We start from the raw sequence: 15,816 nt of genomic DNA on the forward strand, positions 1-15,816 counted from the left end.
CCCACCCCCCACGTCCTGACCGGCCGCCGACCCTGTTGATCAAGAGGTTTGCGTCGTCGATCGGCCTCCCGATGACGCAAACCTCTTGATCACCCCTGCGGGTCACGGGGTGCGCTGGGTCTACAGGGCGAAGAGGAGGGCGGCGTTGAGGAGGGCCACCGCGGCGGTGGCGAAGTGGACGCCGAACAGGACGTCCCGACCGACCTGGCCCGGGGCTTTGCCGAGCTGGCCGAGACGGTACGTCCGTTCGTCGGGGACGGTGACCTGGAGACGGTCACCGAGACATTCTGGAGCGGCCTGCACGGGCTGGTCACGCTGATGCGCAGTGGCCGGCTCCGACGTGAAGGCCACGGCCGGCGGCTCGCGGTGCTGGTGCGCCACTTCTCCCGGTGAGCGTTTGCGGTCGAGACCGGGCGCGCGCTGGGTTCATCGACGGTTGGGCCGGGGCGTGCGTCGGGCGCAGGGCGCGAGGTGGTCGACCGGCAGGGCGCACCGCGCGCCGTCGGGCAGTGGTCGACCGCAGAAGACCCAATGTCGTACGCCCTCCGCCGGTCAGTCGTGCGGTGGCGAAGCTGCGGCAGCAGGGCGTGCTCGTCGGTCGTCCGGGGCGGGGTGTCTTTGTCGCGGAGTCCCCCAAGCGCTGACGGCCGATTCGTTTACGACATCACTGCAAAGCGAGCACGACAGGCACCCCGCCCCCGCGCCGCCCTCGCGTCGATCAAGCCGCGCGGGTCAGTCGAAGGACGGCAGGGACGGGCCGAGGACGTCGTCGGCGTCGACGATCGTGTACGCGTAGCCCTGCTCGGCGAGGAAGCGCTGCCGGTGCGCCGCGTACTCGGTGTCGATCGTGTCCCGGGAGACCACCGTGTAGAAGTGCGCCTGCCGGCCGTCGGCCTTCGGCCGGAGCACCCGACCCAGGCGCTGCGCCTCCTCCTGCCGCGACCCGAACGTGCCGGACACCTGGATGGCCACCGCCGCCTCGGGCAGGTCGATGGAGAAGTTGCCCACCTTGGAGATCACCAGGGTCCGCAACTCGCCGGAGCGGAACGCGTCGAACAGCCGCTCCCGCTCCTTGTTCGTCGTCGAGCCCTGGATGATCGGTGCGTCGAGGTACTCGCCGAGCTGGTGCAACTGGTCGATGTACGCGCCGATCACCAGCACCTGGTCCTCCGGATGCCGGTCGACGAGCGCCTTGACCACCGGCAGCTTCGTGCGCGCGGTCGCCGCCATCCGGTAGCGCTCCTCGGCCTCCGCCGTCGCGTACGACATCCGCTCGGCGTCGGTCAACGTCACCCGGACCTCGGTGCACTCGGCCGGGGCGATCCAGCCCTGCGACTCGATGTCCTTCCACGGCGCGTCGTACCGCTTCGGCCCGATCAGGCTGAACACGTCACCCTCGCGGCCGTCCTCGCGTACCAGAGTGGCAGTGAGGCCCAGCCGGCGGCGGGCCTGGAGGTCCGCCGTGAACCGGAAGATCGGCGCGGGCAGCAGGTGTACCTCGTCGTAGACGACCAGACCCCAGTCGCGGGCGCCGAACAGGTCCAGGTGGGTGAACGCGCCGCCGCGCCGCGAGGTGAGCACCTGGTACGTGGCGATGGTGACCGGGCGAATCTCCTTACGCTCACCCGAGTACTCGCCGATCTCCTCCTCGGTCAGCGACGTGCGGGCGATCAGCTCCCGCTTCCACTGCCGGCCGGCGACCGTGTTGGTGACCAGGATCAGCGTGGTCGCCTTCGCCTCGGCCATCGCCGCCGCGCCGACCAGCGTCTTCCCGGCCCCGCAGGGCAGCACCACCACACCCGACCCGCCGGCCCAGAACGCCTCCACGGCCTCCCGCTGGTACGACCGCAGCGTCCACGGCTTACGGCCGTCCTTGCCGGCCTCGGCCAGCTCGATCGGGTGCGCCTCACCGTCCACGTAACCGGCCAGGTCCTCCGCCGGCCAGCCCAACTTCAGCAGCGCCTGCTTGAGCCGACCACGCTCGGACGGGTGCACCCGGATCGTGTCGTCGTCGATCTTGTCGCCGAGCATCCCGGCGAGCTTCTTGCTCTTGGCCACCTCGATCAGCACCAGCCGGTCCAGCGCGCGCAACACCAGCCCGTACGCCGGGTCGTTGGCCAACTGGAGCCGGCCGTAGCGGTCCATCGTCTCGGCCACATCCACCAGCAGCGCGTGCGGCACCGGATAGCGGGAGTACTTGATCAGCGAATCGACGACACCCTCGGCGTCGTGCCCCGCCGCGCGGGCATTCCACAGGCCAAGCGGGGTCAGCCGGTACGTGTGCACGTGCTCCGGTGAACGCTCCAGTTCCGCGAAGGGCGCGATCGCCATCCGGCAGGCCTGCGAATCGGGGTGGTCGATCTCCAGCAGGAGGGTCTTGTCCGACTGCACGATCAGTGGTCCACCGCTCACGCCAGCGTCCTCTCCTCGGTTGGCCGACCATCCAGTGTTGCACGGTTCGGAATCTCGAAAGAAAGATGCGCACCGGGTGCAACCGGGACGGCACTCGCGAACGTCTAGCAAAGGGACGGCTGTGGGAGCTGGGCAAGGTCGGCACCCGGGTGGTGCTGATCGGCCGCCGCCCCGGCACCTGAGCGACACGCGCCGCACTCCGGGTTTTATCCCCTGTCACACCGGTCCCAGGAGTGTCACCCTGGAGTCCAGGGCCGTACCGGGCGGGGAGGCTGGGCATGACGGTCGACCGTGAAGTGATCGCACAGCATGAGCAGGCACCACCCGACGAGGTGTCCCGGGCGACCGTCATCGCCTACGCCGTCGCGGCGACGCTCCTCCTCGGGTGGTTCCTCTTCGGGTGGCTGGTGCTTCAGCAGGGCTTCGTCGACTCGGTCGGGGAGTCCGCCGGCGCCGGCTTCGCGCTGCTCCTGGTCGTCTCCGTCATCGGCACCGTACGACGCAGCCGCCGCTGACCGACCGCGCCGCCGGCGGCGTCACACCTCAGTCCGCCAGCACCGCCGCGGTGATCCGGTGCAGCGCGAACGTGTGCAGCATCTCGGTCCGCTCGTCCTCGGCGCGCAGGTAACCCGCACCGATCGACACCGGCTTGACCAGGCGGGACGCGGTCGCCCCGTGCGCGTCGACGTACCCGACCCAGACCAGCGCCTTGTCGCGGACCGCCTGCTGGAGCACCGCCAACGCCTCGCTGTGGGTGTGCGCCGGCACCGGACCGCCGCCGAGCCCCGCCGCCCCACCGCGCACCACCGCCGGTGCCCGTCGAGCCGCCCGCGCCGCCGCGTCACCGCGCCGGATGTGCTCCACCACGCCGAGCAGACGCGGCATGGGCAGCTTCGGGGCGGCCAGCGGATCGAGCGTCCGGGTGGTCATCGGAACCCGGGTCGGTGCCCGTCGGATCCGTGGCCGGGACAGCACCGTGCCGCCGGTCGCGTCCTCCTGCACCGGCGCGTACCCGGCGTCGCGCAGCGCGCCCAACAGCCGAGCGACCTGGTACGGGGTGCACAGCACCGTCGGCGCGAGCCGGCGCAGCGTCAACGGCTCCAACCGCCGGTCGGCCAGCACCTCGCTGAGCAGGGCCTCGTCGTCGCTGCGCAGGTACGCCCCGGCAAGGCCGACCCGCAACCCGCCGTGCTTACGGGCCACGTCGTCCACCAGGTAGGTGAGGCCCTGCGGCACCGGGGTCCGGGACCGCCGCCGGAACACGTCGTGCAGGTCGCCGGCCGAGTAGCCGGAATCCAACGCCCGCCGGACACTCGCCGTGGTGACCCGGTGCACGCTCGCCCCGCCGGCCGACTCGGGTTCGGTCATCGCCTCCAACTCCGCGGCCAGCGACGGCTCGGGTGGGCCGGGCACCACCACGGTCAGGTCGGCCTGCACCAGGAAATGGTCGACGGGTGCGGGCAGCAACGCGTCCAACGCCCGGGCGGCGTCGGACGGGTCGCCGCTCTCGACGTCCGCGTGCACGCCCAGCGGGTCGTCGGCACCCCGCCCGTCGGTCGACGTCAGGTCACCGAGCAGCAGCCGCCCGTACGAGGTGAGCGCCCCCAGCCCGGTGACACCGAGCTGCGCCGCCTCGGCCAGCACCTCCCGGTGGCCGGCCTCCCGGCCCCGGCTGCGCCGTGGCGCCCGCCAGTCCAGCAGGTCCTGCACCTCCTCCGGGGTGGGTGCGGTCGCCGGCTCCAGGTCGGCGAGCACACCGAGGACGGCCCGTCGGGTGCCCGGCGCTCCGGCCCGCTCGGCCTCGGCGGAGAGCGCGGTGATCGGCCGGTCCCGGTCGTCGCGGCGGCCGACCAGTCCCACCTGCCGGGTCATCGTCAGCCAGGCGCGGGCCAACTGCTCCCAGCGTTGGGCCAGTGAGGCAGCTCGCCACACCTCGTACCCGCCGGTCGGCATCACCTGCTGATCCACCCCGTACCGGGTGGTGGCGGCACCGGGCATCTCCAGCTCACCGGCGAGCCCCGCCGCGTATGCCACCTCCAGCAGCAGCGCGGTCATCGGTTCGTCCAGCCCGGCCGTGCGCGCCAGCCGCCGCAGGTCGCGGACACCGATGCCGCCCGAGCGCAGCACCGGCGCGGGTTCGGCGGCGAGCTGCTCCAGCAGTCCCTCGGTGTGCCGGACCACCTCCATGGTCTGACCGGCGCCGGCGGAGTCGACGGCCTTCGCCTCGCGGGGCGCGGCGGCCACCGGCGGTGGACTGGTGCGCAGCGGGCCGAGCGGGCCGCTGTCGCGGCGCAGCAGCAGGCCGACCTCGCGGGGCAGTTCGACCGTGCCGCTGGCCGTCGAGGAGCCGGCCGAGATGGGCACGAGCAGCCGGTTGTCGACCAGCCAGCGCACCGGGGAGCCGGCCGGCGCGCCGCCGTTGGTGGGGTCGGTGAGCACCGGGTCCTCCGCGCCGACGGGTGGCGCCTGCAGCGCGCCCGGGGGCACGCTGCCCACGGGCGGCCCGGCCGCCAGCCGGTCCAGGATCGCCCGGGCCGACGGGGGCGCGGCGAGCAGCGTCCGACGCAGTTTCGCCGGGTCCGCGCAGAGCGCGGCCGTGCGCGGGTCCAGCTCCGCGGCAGGCCGGCCGAGCCCGGCGGGGTACGGAGCCACCTCGTCGACGGCGGGTACCACCTGAAGCGCGTGCTCCGGGCCGTACAGCAGGAAGAGCGCTCGTAGCCTGCCCACGGCGGCCCGGACGGCCGTCGGGGCCGGCGGGTGGGGTCCGGTGGTCGCCATGGCGAGCACGGCGTCGGTGGCCGTGGTGCCGTCGTCCGGGGTCCGGGTGAGGCGGGCGGCGTCGAGGATCTGGAGGGTGAACTGGTCCAGTCCGTCCAGCGCGCGGGCCACCGAGACCCGGGACTGGGCACGGATGGCCAGGGCGGAGATGTCGGCCGGCACGGGCACGACGAGGTCGGGCCGCAGCTGGAGGAGCGCGGCCAGCGAATCGTCGGGCAGCGACCGTAGGTGGTCGGCGAGTGAGGTGGTCATCGTCTTTCCACGCTAGCCCGGCACCGGGCTGTCGCGCCCCTCGGACGTCCGCCCGGTCGGGAGTCGGCGGTACGTTTCTCGACATGTCTGCACTGACCGTCGGATTCGATCTCGACATGACGCTGGTCGACTCCCGTCCCGGTATCGCCGCGGCCTATCGGGCGCTGACCGCGAGGACCGGCGTGCCGGTGGACGCCGAGCTGGCGGTGTCCCGGCTCGGCCCGCCGCTGCGTACCGAGATCGCGCACTGGTTCCCGCCGGAGGAGGTCGAGTCGGCTGTGCTGGTGTACCGGGAGCTGTACCCGGCGTACGCGATCACCCCGACGGTGCCGCTGCCGGGTGCACGGGAGGCGATCGAGGTGATCCGTGCCCGGGGCGGACGGGTGCTCGTCGTCACGTCCAAGATCGCCCGGCTGGCACAGCTGCACCTGGATCATCTCGGCATCGCGGTCGACGAGGTGGCCGGTGACCTGTTCGCCGAGCAGAAGGCGACCGCCCTGCGGCAGCACGGGGCAACCCACTACGTCGGTGACCACGTGGCGGACATGGTGGCGGCGAGGGCGGCCGGGGTGCCGGGAATCGGCGTGGCGACGGGTCCGTGCTCGCGAGATGAGCTGCTCGCGGCGGGTGCGGAAGTGGTGCTGGACGATCTCACCGGATTCCCAGGGGCGCTCGACGGCATGATCCAGCTAGCCTTGGAGCAGTAGCGGCTCAAGTGAAGCAGGGGTTTTCAGGTGCCTACGGGTCGAGTGAAGTGGTACGACACGGCCAAGGGATACGGCTTCGTCACCAGTGACGAGGGCGGTGACGTGTTCCTGCCGAAGGGCGCGTTGCCGGCGGGCGTCACCGACCTCAAGGGTGGTCAGCGGGTCGACTTCAGCGTGGTGGACAGCCGCCGGGGCGCGCAGGCCATGGGCGTCAAGCTGCTGGATGCGCCGCCGTCGATGGCGGAGCTGCGTCGCCGGCCGGCCGAGGAGCTGCACGGCCTCGTCGAGGACATGATCAAGGTGTTGGAGGCGAAGGTCCAGCCGGATCTGCGCCGGGGCCGGTACCCGGACAAGAAGACCGCGCAGAAGATCGCTCAGCTGGTCCACGCGGTGGCGCGCGAGCTGGAGGTCTGAGGCACCAGCCCGGCGGTGGCGGCGCGGTCGAGCAGTGCCGTCACCGCGGCGAAGCCGGCTTCGCCCAGGTCCGCGGTGAACTCGTTGACGTAGAGGCCGATGTGCCGGTCCACCACGTCGAGTTCCATCTCCTGGGCGTGCGCGAGGACGTACTCCCGGCTCGCCGCCGGGTCCGCCCAGGCCTGCCGGACCGACTCGCGGACCCAGCCGGCGGCGGCCTCCGGGTCGACCGCGCCGCGCCGGGCCAGGATCGCGCCGAGGGGGATGGGGAGGCCGGTGTCGGCCTCCCACCATTCGCCGAGGTCGACCAGCGCGGTCAGGCCGTGCCGGTGGTAGGTGAACCGGGCCTCGTGGATGACCAGCCCGGCGTCGTAGCGGCCGGCCGCGACGCCCGGCATGATCTCGTGGAATGGGACCACCTCGACCCGTGCCGGCGGTTGCCCGGCCGACCAGAGCCGGAACAGCAGGTACGCGGTGGTCCGGTCACCCGGCACCGCCACCGTCGCGCCGGTCAGGTCGGTGCGGTCGCCCCTGGTGAGCACCAGCGGCCCACAGCCGCGACCGAGCGCACCGCCGCAGGGCAGCAGGTGGTAGTCGTCGAGCAGCCACGGCAGCGCCGCGAAGCTCACCTTCACCAGGTCGAACGCGCCCCGCTCGGCGGCCGTGTTGGTGACGTCCACGTCGGCGTACGTCACCTCGAACGGCGGCGCGCCCGGCACCCGGCCGTGCACGAGGGCGTGAAAGACGAACGTGTCGTTGGGGCAGGGCGAGATCGCCAGAGAGAGCGCCACGCCCCTCACGTTAGCCCTGTCCCCGCTTGCGCCCACTTCGTGGTGCCGGGTCTGTGAGGTGCCAGTCAGCCATCGTCGGGGTGGCGGCCGGTGTGGGGTGGCGATGGTTGCTGTGTTTCCTGTAGAGCTGCCCCGTGGGTGGGGCGCGGTGGCGGCGGAGATGGTCGGCGCGGGTCCGGCCATCGGGTGCCGGCCGGTGTGAGGTGGCGATGGTTGCTGTGCTCCCTGTAGAGCTGCCCCGTGAGTGGGGCGCGGTGTTGGCGGGGATGGCCAGCCGGTCCCGCCGCCCGGCGCGGTGGAGCGAGCGTTCGCGTCAGGGTGAGCTGCGGTCCAGCCGTGCCCGGCCCGGCCGTGCCCGGCCCGGCCCGGCCGTGCCCGGCCCGGCCCGGCCGGGCCGGGCCCGCGGCGTGTACCCGGCTTGCCCGCGGCGTGTACCCGGCTTGCCCGCGGCGTGTACCCGGCTTGCCCGCGGCGTGTACCCGGCTTGCCCCACCCACGGGGCAGCTCTACAGGCATTCAGCAAGAGATGTACACAGCGGCGGCGACACGATCCACAGGGTTGTCCACAGGTGGACGGGGTGCTATTGACGGCGCGACCCGAGCGGAAAACCATGGTGCGGTGGCTGCCGACAAGGGTGCGATCGACGTGGGGGCGACCTTGCGGGATCTTCGTCGACGTGCCGATCTGAGCCAGCGCGAGTTGGCCGAGCAGGCCGGGGTTCCGAAGAGCACGGTGGCGCGGATCGAGGCGGGGCAGGGTGCCCAGACGGCCTTCCGGACGGTGGAGCGGCTGGTTCTCGCGGCCGGCGGCGAGCTCGCCGTCACACGGCCCGGCGACCCCTCCGGCAAGGCGGTCAGCGAGCGAGAGGCCGCGCCAGAGGACGAGCCGCGGGACGAGGCCGGCCGGCGGTACCCGGCGCATCTCGACGTCCGCCGAGTCCTGAGCCTGAAGGACTGGCCGGGCGCCTGGTGGGTGCACTCGTACACGCTTCCGCAGCGGTTGTGGCCGGTGCGCGTGCCGGAGCTGACCTACGACCTGGATCGCGCCCGGCGGGACGACCGGCGGTTGCGGGATCGCACACGCGCCCAGGTGCGGTTCCGGCGTGCCTCCGAAGGGCTGCCGACCACGTCGTGGCGCTTTCTCGCCGAGGTCCCCGGGACCGGGCCGGTCGGCGAGCTGAGGGCCCACGAGCGGAGCGTTGACCTCCTCCTCGGCGAGGATTGGGGCGACCAGCGTGAGCTGGTGTTGGAGGGTGTTCTCGTTGCTCCCGGCCTGCGCACCCTGGGCATCGGGCGACAGTTGATCGGGTTGCTGGCCAGGGAGATGGCGGTGGCCGGCATCCGGACCGCCCACGCGGTTGCCGAGGCCGGCAACATCTTGTTCCTGCTCGCCTGCGGGTTCGAGCTACAGGCAAGTCGGCCGTCGGCGCTCACGCTTGACGTCGGGCCTGTCAGTGCAGCGCCGGGGCCGCCAAGGTCAGGGCGCTGAGGGCCTCGCGCAGCCGCCAGGCGTCGCGGTCGCGCGGGCCGATCGGGTTGGAGATGGTACGCAGCTCCGCGAAGGGGACCCCGGCCTGCGCGGCCGCGACCGCCACCCCGTACCCCTCCATGGCCTCGGCGACCGCCTCCGGATGTCGCCGACGCAGCTCCTCGGTGCTGGCGGCGGTGCCGGTGACCGTGCTGACCGTGAGCACCGCGCCGACCGTGGCGTTCGGCAGGGCCGCCCGCAACACCGCGAGCAACCGCGGGTCGGCGGGCACCGCGCTGCCGCCGCCGAGCAGCGCGGGCGGCATGCCCAGGTCCTCGATCGGGATGAAACCGTCGGGCGACTCGGCGCCCAGGTCGGCGGCGATGCTCGCGGTGCCCAGCACCGTGTCGCCAACCGCGGCCCGCCCGGCGAAGCCGCCGGCCACGCCGGCGCTGACCACCGCGCGGTACGGGTGCCCGGCCGCCTCGGCCAGCGCCAACAGCCGGGCCGTCGCGGCACCGGCCACCGCCGGGCCCACCCCCACCGGGGCGACGGTCACGCTCGTGTCGGCCAGCCCGGCCCGCACGGCGTCCGCCTCGGCGGGCACCGCGGTCACGACGAGTAGCCCGGTCACGAGAGCAGCCTGGTCACGAGAGGGGGCCCGGGGACTCCCGGCGGGACTCCTCGTCGGCGCCGCCACCCGGGCCGCCGACCGCCGAGGACGGTCGGTAGATGTGGTAGCCCGGCGGTGCCAGCCCCGGCTCGTCGTACTGCGGCGAGCTGGCCTGGTTGGGTGCCGGCGAGGTGGGCGTCGGGTCGGCGGGCTCGTCCGCCGGCTCGTCGTCGGTCAACTCGTCGTCGCCGAGCGGCCGGCCGGCCAGCTTCTCGCCGCGCAGTCGGGCGGCGACCAGCACGCCCCGGGTGGCGGCCAGTACGGCCACTCCGGCGGCGACCGCGATACCCACCCGCCCGTCGAACGGGACCAGTCCGAGCCCGCCGCCGGCGACGAACGCCAGCATCAGCACCGTCTCCGAGTGGGCGAACGAGCTGGCCCGCAGCCGCTCCGGGATGCGCTCCTGGATCGAGGCGTCCACCGCGAGCTTCGCCACCCCGCTCACCAGCGCGGTGACCAGACAGAGCAGGGCGACCATCGGCAGCGAGAACTGGATCACGGCGAGCACCGCCACCCCGGCCACGATGACCATGCTGCTGGACTGGATGGTGGCCGGCCGATGGATGCGCAGCCGGGTGCCGACGGCGGTGGCCAGGAAACTGCCGACCGCCAGCGCACCGCCGACCAGTCCCAACGCCCACTCGGCACCCAACTCCCGGCCGAACACGTCGGTGGTCAGGTCACCCTTCTTGATCGCGAAGGCGAGGAAGAGCAGCAGGAAGCCGTACGCCGCGCGCAGCGTCGCCGCACCGATCAGGGTGGCGATCACCAACCGCCCGGCGGGTCGGCCCCGGCCCAGCGGCCGGTCACCCCCGCGGCGGCCCAGCGCGCGCAGCGGACGGGGGACACGTTCGGGCGGCTCGGAGTCGGCCCTCGGCGGCAGGCGAAGCGAGATCACCATGCCGACCAGGAAGATCAGCGACGCGACCCGCAGGGGCCACTGCGGCCCGAACCAGAACGCGGCCAGCCCGATCGGCGCCACCAGGGCGCCCGCGACCGTGCCGTAGACGCTGGCCCGGGCGCCCACCTGCGAGAGGCCCAGCCCCTCGGGCAGCAGCCGGGGCACGGCGGCCGAGCGGGCCACGCCGTACGCCCGGGACAGCGCGAGCACACCGAACGCGGCCGGGTAGAGCCCGAAGCCGTGGATGTAGTCGGAGATCAGCCAGGCCAGGAACGCGCGGCCGAGCATCGTGGCGGCCAGGGCGTAGCGCCGGCCGTGCCGGAAGTGGTCCAGCAGCGGGCCCACCACGGGGGCGAGCATCGCGAACGGCACCATGGTCACCAGCAGGTAGAGGGCGACCTTGCTGCGGGCCTCGCCCAGCGGCACGTTGAAGAAGATCGTCCCGGCCAGGCCGATGGCGATCAGCGTGTCACCGGCGCAGGACAGCGCGTGCAGATCGAACAGGCGGACCATGCCGACCTCGCCGCCGGCCCCCCGCGCCCGGGCCCGTCCGGCCCGGCGGGTCACCCAGCGTCCGCTGCCCACCGAACCGCGCACCAGCAGGCGGATCGTCCGGATGCCGGTGCCGACGGTCCGCCCGAGGACGGAACGCCCGGAGCGGGAGTACGACGGCATGTGCACCATCCTCGCCCATCTGATCCAGGTGCGCCGCACCACTGCGGGGAAAGGTTCCCCGGGAGTCCCTGTCACCCCTGCGGGGCGCATGGGGAACAATGGTCGGGTGACCAGGCCCGCCTCCACCCGCGCCGCCCGTCTCGACCAGGTCTGCGCCGCCGCCGTCGAGGTGGCTCGTGCTGGCATCACCGAGGTGGAGGCCGACGACGTCGGCGATCACCTGCAGGTCGTTGCCGAGGGCGACCGGCTGGTCACCCACTACTTCGAATGCCGGCTCGCCGGTTACCGCGGCTGGCGGTGGGCGGTCACCGTCACCCGGGTGCCGCGCAGCAAGACGGTGACGATCTGCGAGACGGTGCTGCTGCCCGGCTCGGACGCGCTGCTCGCGCCCGGCTGGTTGCCCTGGCAGGAGCGTCTCAAGCCGGGCGACCTCGGGCCGGGTGACCTGCTGCCGACTCCGCCGGACGACGACCGGCTGGCCCCCGGCTACCTGCTCTCCGACGATCCCGCGGTCGAGGAGACCGCCTGGGAGCTGGGCCTGGGCCGCGCCCGGGTGCTCTCCCGGGAGGGTCGTATCGACGCCGCGCAGCGCTGGTACGACGGTGAGCACGGCCCGTCCGCCGCGATCTCGACGGCCGCGCCGGCCGCCGCCCGCTGCGGCACCTGCGGCTTCTACCTGCCCCTGGCGGGTGCGATGCGCGCGGCTTTCGGTGCGTGCGGCAACTTCTACGCGCCCGACGACGGCCGGGTGGTGAGCGCCGACCATGGCTGCGGCGCTCACTCCGAGACGCTGATCGAGGCGGTCGAGACCGCCGTGGAGGAACTACCGACGGTGTACGACGACAGCGCCGTGGAGGCCATGTCGGTCAGTCGGGCACCGGGGTCGGTGGAGGCCGCCGAGCCGGCGGAGCCGTACGGGCACCCCTGACGGTTCGCGTCGGCGCCGGCGGGGTCAGCTCGCGCGGCGGCGGCGCCGGTTGGCGTCGTGCCGCAGCATGACGGCGAGGCCGGGGAAGCCCCAGAGGAACCCGGCCAGGCAGGTCCAGAGCCAGTTCTCGTGACCGTGGTCGGTCAGCCAGCCCCGGAAGAAGAGCAACAGGACGAGCCCGGCGACCGCCCACGCGATCAGCCCGGCGACCGCGAACGGCACCATCGGCGGGTCCAGGGGCGCGGGCCGCGGCTGTTGCTCGTTCGGCATTCGGCAAGCGTACGCGATCCACTTCCCCTGCCCGCCGCTGATCTGGGACGATGCGCGCGACAACCGGAAGATCACCTGCGAGGACCCGATGGCAGTAGCGCCGCCCGAGAACGGCACACCTCCCAACCCCGCTCACCCGCGTAACAGCTTCGACCGGTTCTTTGAGATTTCCGCGCGCGGCTCGACGATGAGCCGCGAGGTACGCGGTGGCCTGGCGACCTTCTTCACGATGGCGTACATCGTGGTGCTCAACCCGTTGATCCTGGGCGGTGCCGTCGACGGGGACGGCAAGACCCTCCCGATTCCCGCGCTGGCCGCCGCGACCGCGCTGGTCGCCGGCCTGATGACGATCCTGATGGGCGTGGTCGGCCGGTTCCCGCTGGCGCTGGCCGCCGGCCTGGGCGTCAACGCCCTGGTGGCGTACGAGATCGCGCCGGAGATGACCTGGGCCGACGCGATGGGCCTGGTGGTGATCGAAGGTGTGATCATCGCGGTGCTGGTGCTGACCGGCCTGCGGACCGCGGTGTTCCGCTCGGTGCCGACCCAGCTGAAGACCGCCATCGGCGTCGGCATCGGCCTGTTCCTGACCATCATCGGCCTGGTGGACGCCGGCTTCGTCCGGCGCATCCCGGACGCCGCCAACACCACGGTTCCGGTCGGCCTGGGCATCGGCGGCAAGCTGGTGAGCTGGCCGATGCTGGTCTTCGTGGTGGGCCTGCTGCTCACGCTGGTGCTGGTGGTGCGCCGGGTGAAGGGCGCGATTCTGATCGGCATCCTCGCCTCGACGGTGCTCGCGGTGATCGTGGAGGCGGTCGGCAACATCGGTCCGTCGTTCGTCGACGGCAAGCCCAACCCGAAGGGCTGGTCGCTGAACGTTCCGGAGTTGCCGAAGACGGTGGTGGACCTGCCGGACCTGTCGCTGCTCGGCAAGTTCAACGTGCTCGACTCGTGGGGGCGCGCCGGCTGGGTGGTCGTGCTGATGTTCGTCTTCACCCTGTTGATCACGGACTTCTTCGACACCATGGGCACGATGGTGGCGGTCGGCCAGGAGGGTGGCCTGCTCGACGAGCAGGGCACGCCGCCGAGGGCCAAGGAGATCCTGCTGGTCGACTCGATCGCGGCGGCGGCCGGCGGTGCGGCCAGCACCTCCAGCAACACGTCGTACATCGAGAGTGCCGCCGGTGTCGGGGAGGGTGCCCGGACCGGCGTGGCCAGCCTGGTCACCGGCGTGCTCTTCCTGCTGGCGATGTTCCTGGCGCCGCTGGTGGTGATCGTGCCGTTCGAGGCGGCGTCGACGGCGCTGGTGGTGGTCGGATTCCTGATGATGACCGCGGTGCGGACGATCGACTGGTCCGACTACGAGATCGCCATTCCGGCGTTCCTCACCATCGTGCTGATGCCGTTCACCTACTCGATCTCCAACGGGATCGGCGCCGGTCTGATCACCTTCGTGGTGGTGAAGCTGGCCAAGGGTAAGGCCCGGGAGATCCACCCGCTGCTGTACGGGGTGGCCGCGCTGTTCGTGCTGTACTTCCTGCGCGGGCCCATCGAGTCCCTGGTGCTGTGACCCCCTCCGGGCGGGGAACCAGACCGGATTCCCCGCCCGGAACAGCGCAAACATCCTCGTGAGCCTGGTCATAACGGATGTCGTTAGCCAGGCTCATTAGTTAGGCTAACTAACGTGACGGAGCGGACGGTGACGGCGGAACGCGTGCCACCGGCGCAACTGGCTCCCCAGTTGCGAGATGCGATCACCCGACTCAACCGGCGGGTCCGCCAGGCCCGACCGGTCGGCGACCTCACGGTCACCCAGGTCTCCGCGCTCACCAGCCTGCGGCTGGCGGGTGCCATGACGCCTCGGGAACTGGCCGACGTGGAGCGGGTGCAGCCACCGACGATGACCAAGATCGTCGCGAAGTTGGAGGACCGCGGCCTCGTGCAGCGGACCCCCCACCCGACCGACGGCCGGCAGGTCATCCTCGCGGCTACCGAAGGAGGGCAGGCCGTGCTCGACCAGTTCGAGCGGGCCCGCGACGAATGGCTGGCCCACCGGCTGGCCGCGCTCGACGAGGACGAACGGGAGACCCTGCACAGGGCCGCCGAGATTCTCCAGCAGCTCGCTCGCGCCTGAGCACCGCGCCCACGCCACCGGGGCCGTGCCGTCACCTGTCGATGACGCGTACGTCCCGGAGGAGGCGCACCAAGAGTGCAGGCCAAGCTGAGCACGATGTTCCAGTCCCTACAGGTCCGCAACTACCGGCTCTTCGCATCCGGGCAGCTGATCAAGTTGATCGGTGTCTGGATGATGTTCATCGCCCAGGACTGGCTCGTCCTCGAGCTCTCCGACAACTCGGCGACCGCCCTCGGCGTGGTCACCGCCTGCCAGTTCACCCCGGTGCTGCTGCTCACGCTGCTCTCCGGCCGGCTGGCCGACCGGTACGACAAGCGGGTGCTGCTGTTCGCCGCCAACACCTTCTGGAGCGTGCTGGCGCTCGGCATGTCCCTGCTGGTCCTCACCGACCTGGTGCAGCTCTGGCACGTCTTCGCGTTCGCCGCGCTGCTCGGCACGGCCAACGCCGTGGAGACCCCGGTGCGCCAGGCGTTCGTCTCCGAACTCGTCGGCACGCCCCTGCTGCCCAACGCGCTGTCGCTGAACGCCGCCGTGTTCAACTCGGCGCGGATCGTCGGCCCGGCCGTCGCCGGCCTGGCCATCGCCGCCTTCGACGTGGGTCCGGTCTTCCTCTTCACCGCCCTCAGTTCGATCGCGCCCCTGGTCAACGTCGTCCGGATGCGGACGGCCGAGCTGCACCGCGAGGCCCTGCTGCCGCGCGACGAGCGGGCGTCCGCGCGGGTCATCGACGGTCTGCGGTACGTGTGGCGTCGACCGGACCTGCTGCTGCCGATGGCGGTCATGTCGGTGATCGGCATGTCGCTGTTCAACTTCCAGCTCACCCTCGCCGCGCTGGCGAAGACGGTCTTCAACACCGGTGCCGCCTCCTTCGGCCTGTTCAGCACCGCTCTGGCCGTCGGCGCGCTGGGCGGCGCGCTCAGCGGCACCGGCCGCCGTAGCCGCCCGTCGGTGTGGCTGGTGCTCGGCGCCGCGATCGCCTGTGCCAGCTTCGGCACCCTGGTCGGCTTCGCGTCCACGTACTGGCTGGTCGTGGTGCTGTTGGTGCCGACCGGCTTCTTCATGGTCTTCTTCGCCCAGGCGTCCAACCAGCGGGTCCAGTTGGGGGTGGACGCGGCCTTCCGGGGGCGGGTGATGTCCCTGTGGGTGCTGGTGTTTCTGGGCACCAACCCGGTCGGCGCGCCGCTGATCGGCTGGGTCGCCGAGCACTTCGGGGCCGGCGCCAGCATCTGGATGGGTGGTCTGATCTCGTTGGCCACCGCGCTGATCGCCCTCACCTGGCAGCTGCGCCGCTCGGGCGCCCGGCTGCGCTTCCGGGTGCTGCCGATGCCCCGCTTCTACGTGACCTCCGCCGACTGCTGAGGGTCGCGCCCTGATCGGCGGATGGCGCGGATGCGGCCAAATCACTGGCGAGGTGGC

Annotated in this window: 15 protein-coding genes and 1 pseudogene; 10 read left to right on the forward strand and 6 right to left on the reverse strand. The window is 72.4% G+C overall.

Annotated features, from left to right (window positions below; genetic code table 11):
• Positions 1–174 precede the first annotated feature (174 nt).
• Complete coding sequence (locus tag F8271_RS02450) at positions 175–393, forward strand: TetR-like C-terminal domain-containing protein (RefSeq protein ID WP_225854125.1); 219 nt, start codon at positions 175–177, stop codon at positions 391–393.
• A 158-nt stretch (positions 394–551) separates the two neighbouring features.
• Positions 552–644: pseudogene (locus F8271_RS32915) on the forward strand (GntR family transcriptional regulator); the annotation flags it as partial.
• 88 nt (positions 645–732) lie between these two features.
• Here the strand turns inward: F8271_RS32915 and F8271_RS02460 are convergent.
• Positions 733–2,412: a DNA repair helicase XPB gene (locus F8271_RS02460; protein ID WP_151487957.1), complete on the reverse strand. Its 1,680-nt coding sequence runs from the start codon at positions 2,410–2,412 to the stop codon at positions 733–735.
• Positions 2,413–2,690: 278 nt separating this feature from the next.
• On the opposite strand from F8271_RS02460, the gene F8271_RS02465 reads away from it, so the two are divergent.
• On the forward strand, positions 2,691–2,927 hold the full coding sequence (locus F8271_RS02465; RefSeq protein WP_151487958.1) for a hypothetical protein: 237 nt from the start codon (positions 2,691–2,693) through the stop codon (positions 2,925–2,927).
• Between the two features lie 28 nt (positions 2,928–2,955).
• Here the strand turns inward: F8271_RS02465 and F8271_RS02470 are convergent, their stop codons facing one another.
• Complete coding sequence (locus F8271_RS02470; protein WP_151487959.1) at positions 2,956–5,442, reverse strand: helicase-associated domain-containing protein; 2,487 nt, start codon at positions 5,440–5,442, stop codon at positions 2,956–2,958.
• 83 nt (positions 5,443–5,525) lie between these two features.
• Between F8271_RS02470 and F8271_RS02475 the strand changes: the two genes are divergently transcribed.
• Both F8271_RS02475 and F8271_RS02480 read left to right on the forward strand, forming a co-directional pair.
• The gene (locus F8271_RS02475) at positions 5,526–6,149 is read left to right on the forward strand and encodes an HAD family hydrolase (RefSeq protein ID WP_151487960.1); all 624 of its coding nucleotides are present in this window, start codon (positions 5,526–5,528) and stop codon (positions 6,147–6,149) included.
• Positions 6,150–6,176: 27 nt separating this feature from the next.
• The gene (locus tag F8271_RS02480) at positions 6,177–6,563 is read left to right on the forward strand and encodes a cold-shock protein (RefSeq protein WP_088986676.1); all 387 of its coding nucleotides are present in this window, start codon (positions 6,177–6,179) and stop codon (positions 6,561–6,563) included.
• Here F8271_RS02480 and F8271_RS02485 read toward each other — a convergent pair.
• The gene (locus tag F8271_RS02485) at positions 6,524–7,354 is read right to left on the reverse strand and encodes a 1,4-dihydroxy-6-naphthoate synthase (protein ID WP_151487961.1); all 831 of its coding nucleotides are present in this window, start codon (positions 7,352–7,354) and stop codon (positions 6,524–6,526) included. The genes F8271_RS02480 and F8271_RS02485 overlap by 40 nt on opposite strands.
• Before the next feature lie 619 nt (positions 7,355–7,973).
• On the opposite strand from F8271_RS02485, the gene F8271_RS02490 reads away from it, so the two are divergent.
• Positions 7,974–8,843 carry a helix-turn-helix domain-containing protein gene (locus F8271_RS02490; protein WP_151487962.1) on the forward strand — a complete coding sequence of 290 codons (870 nt, stop codon included), beginning with the start codon at positions 7,974–7,976 and terminating at the stop codon, positions 8,841–8,843.
• On the opposite strand, the gene F8271_RS02495 is transcribed toward F8271_RS02490, so the two are convergent.
• Both F8271_RS02495 and F8271_RS02500 read right to left on the reverse strand, forming a co-directional pair.
• A complete protein-coding gene (locus F8271_RS02495) occupies positions 8,806–9,456 on the reverse strand; it encodes a futalosine hydrolase (RefSeq protein WP_151487963.1) in 651 nt (216 codons plus the stop codon). The two genes, F8271_RS02490 and F8271_RS02495, sit on opposite strands and share 38 nt — an antisense overlap.
• Before the next feature lie 13 nt (positions 9,457–9,469).
• Positions 9,470–11,071: an MFS transporter gene (locus F8271_RS02500; RefSeq protein ID WP_151487964.1), complete on the reverse strand. Its 1,602-nt coding sequence runs from the start codon at positions 11,069–11,071 to the stop codon at positions 9,470–9,472.
• On the opposite strand from F8271_RS02500, the gene F8271_RS02505 reads away from it, so the two are divergent.
• On the forward strand, positions 11,070–11,999 hold the full coding sequence (locus tag F8271_RS02505; protein ID WP_192580114.1) for a DUF3027 domain-containing protein: 930 nt from the start codon (positions 11,070–11,072) through the stop codon (positions 11,997–11,999). The two genes, F8271_RS02500 and F8271_RS02505, sit on opposite strands and share 2 nt — an antisense overlap.
• 24 nt (positions 12,000–12,023) lie before the next feature.
• Here F8271_RS02505 and F8271_RS02510 read toward each other — a convergent pair whose 3' ends face one another.
• Positions 12,024–12,269 (reverse strand): DUF2530 domain-containing protein, encoded by a 246-nt coding sequence (locus tag F8271_RS02510; RefSeq protein WP_151487966.1) that lies wholly within the window; start codon positions 12,267–12,269, stop codon positions 12,024–12,026.
• Between the two features lie 88 nt (positions 12,270–12,357).
• Here F8271_RS02510 and F8271_RS02515 point away from each other — a divergent pair, with 88 nt between their 5' ends.
• The 3 genes from F8271_RS02515 (at position 12,358) to F8271_RS02525 (ending at position 15,759) form a co-directional block, all read left to right on the forward strand.
• Positions 12,358–13,836 (forward strand): NCS2 family permease, encoded by a 1,479-nt coding sequence (locus tag F8271_RS02515; protein ID WP_151487967.1) that lies wholly within the window; start codon positions 12,358–12,360, stop codon positions 13,834–13,836.
• Between the two features lie 114 nt (positions 13,837–13,950).
• A complete protein-coding gene (locus F8271_RS02520; RefSeq protein WP_192580113.1) occupies positions 13,951–14,400 on the forward strand; it encodes a MarR family winged helix-turn-helix transcriptional regulator in 450 nt (149 codons plus the stop codon).
• A 75-nt stretch (positions 14,401–14,475) separates the two neighbouring features.
• A complete protein-coding gene (locus F8271_RS02525) occupies positions 14,476–15,759 on the forward strand; it encodes an MFS transporter (RefSeq protein WP_151487968.1) in 1,284 nt (427 codons plus the stop codon).
• Positions 15,760–15,816: the final 57 nt, after the last annotated feature.

Origin of the sequence: Micromonospora sp. ALFpr18c (assembly GCF_008868155.1) — a bacterium.
Taxonomy (GTDB): domain Bacteria; phylum Actinomycetota; class Actinomycetes; order Mycobacteriales; family Micromonosporaceae; genus Micromonospora.

What these genes read in the sequence shown, in the direction of transcription:
- F8271_RS02465 (WP_151487958.1), top strand. Translation starts at nt 2,691, where the DNA reads ATGACGGTCGACCGTGAAGTGATCGCACAGCATGAGCAGGCACCACCC.
- F8271_RS02470 (WP_151487959.1), bottom strand. Translation starts at nt 5,442, where the DNA reads ATGACCACCTCACTCGCCGACCACCTACGGTCGCTGCCCGACGATTCG.
- F8271_RS02475 (WP_151487960.1), top strand. Translation starts at nt 5,526, where the DNA reads ATGTCTGCACTGACCGTCGGATTCGATCTCGACATGACGCTGGTCGAC.
- F8271_RS02505 (WP_192580114.1), top strand. Translation starts at nt 11,070, where the DNA reads ATGTGCACCATCCTCGCCCATCTGATCCAGGTGCGCCGCACCACTGCG.
- F8271_RS02500 (WP_151487964.1), bottom strand. Translation starts at nt 11,071, where the DNA reads ATGCCGTCGTACTCCCGCTCCGGGCGTTCCGTCCTCGGGCGGACCGTC.
- F8271_RS02510 (WP_151487966.1), bottom strand. Translation starts at nt 12,269, where the DNA reads ATGCCGAACGAGCAACAGCCGCGGCCCGCGCCCCTGGACCCGCCGATG.
- F8271_RS02515 (WP_151487967.1), top strand. Translation starts at nt 12,358, where the DNA reads ATGGCAGTAGCGCCGCCCGAGAACGGCACACCTCCCAACCCCGCTCAC.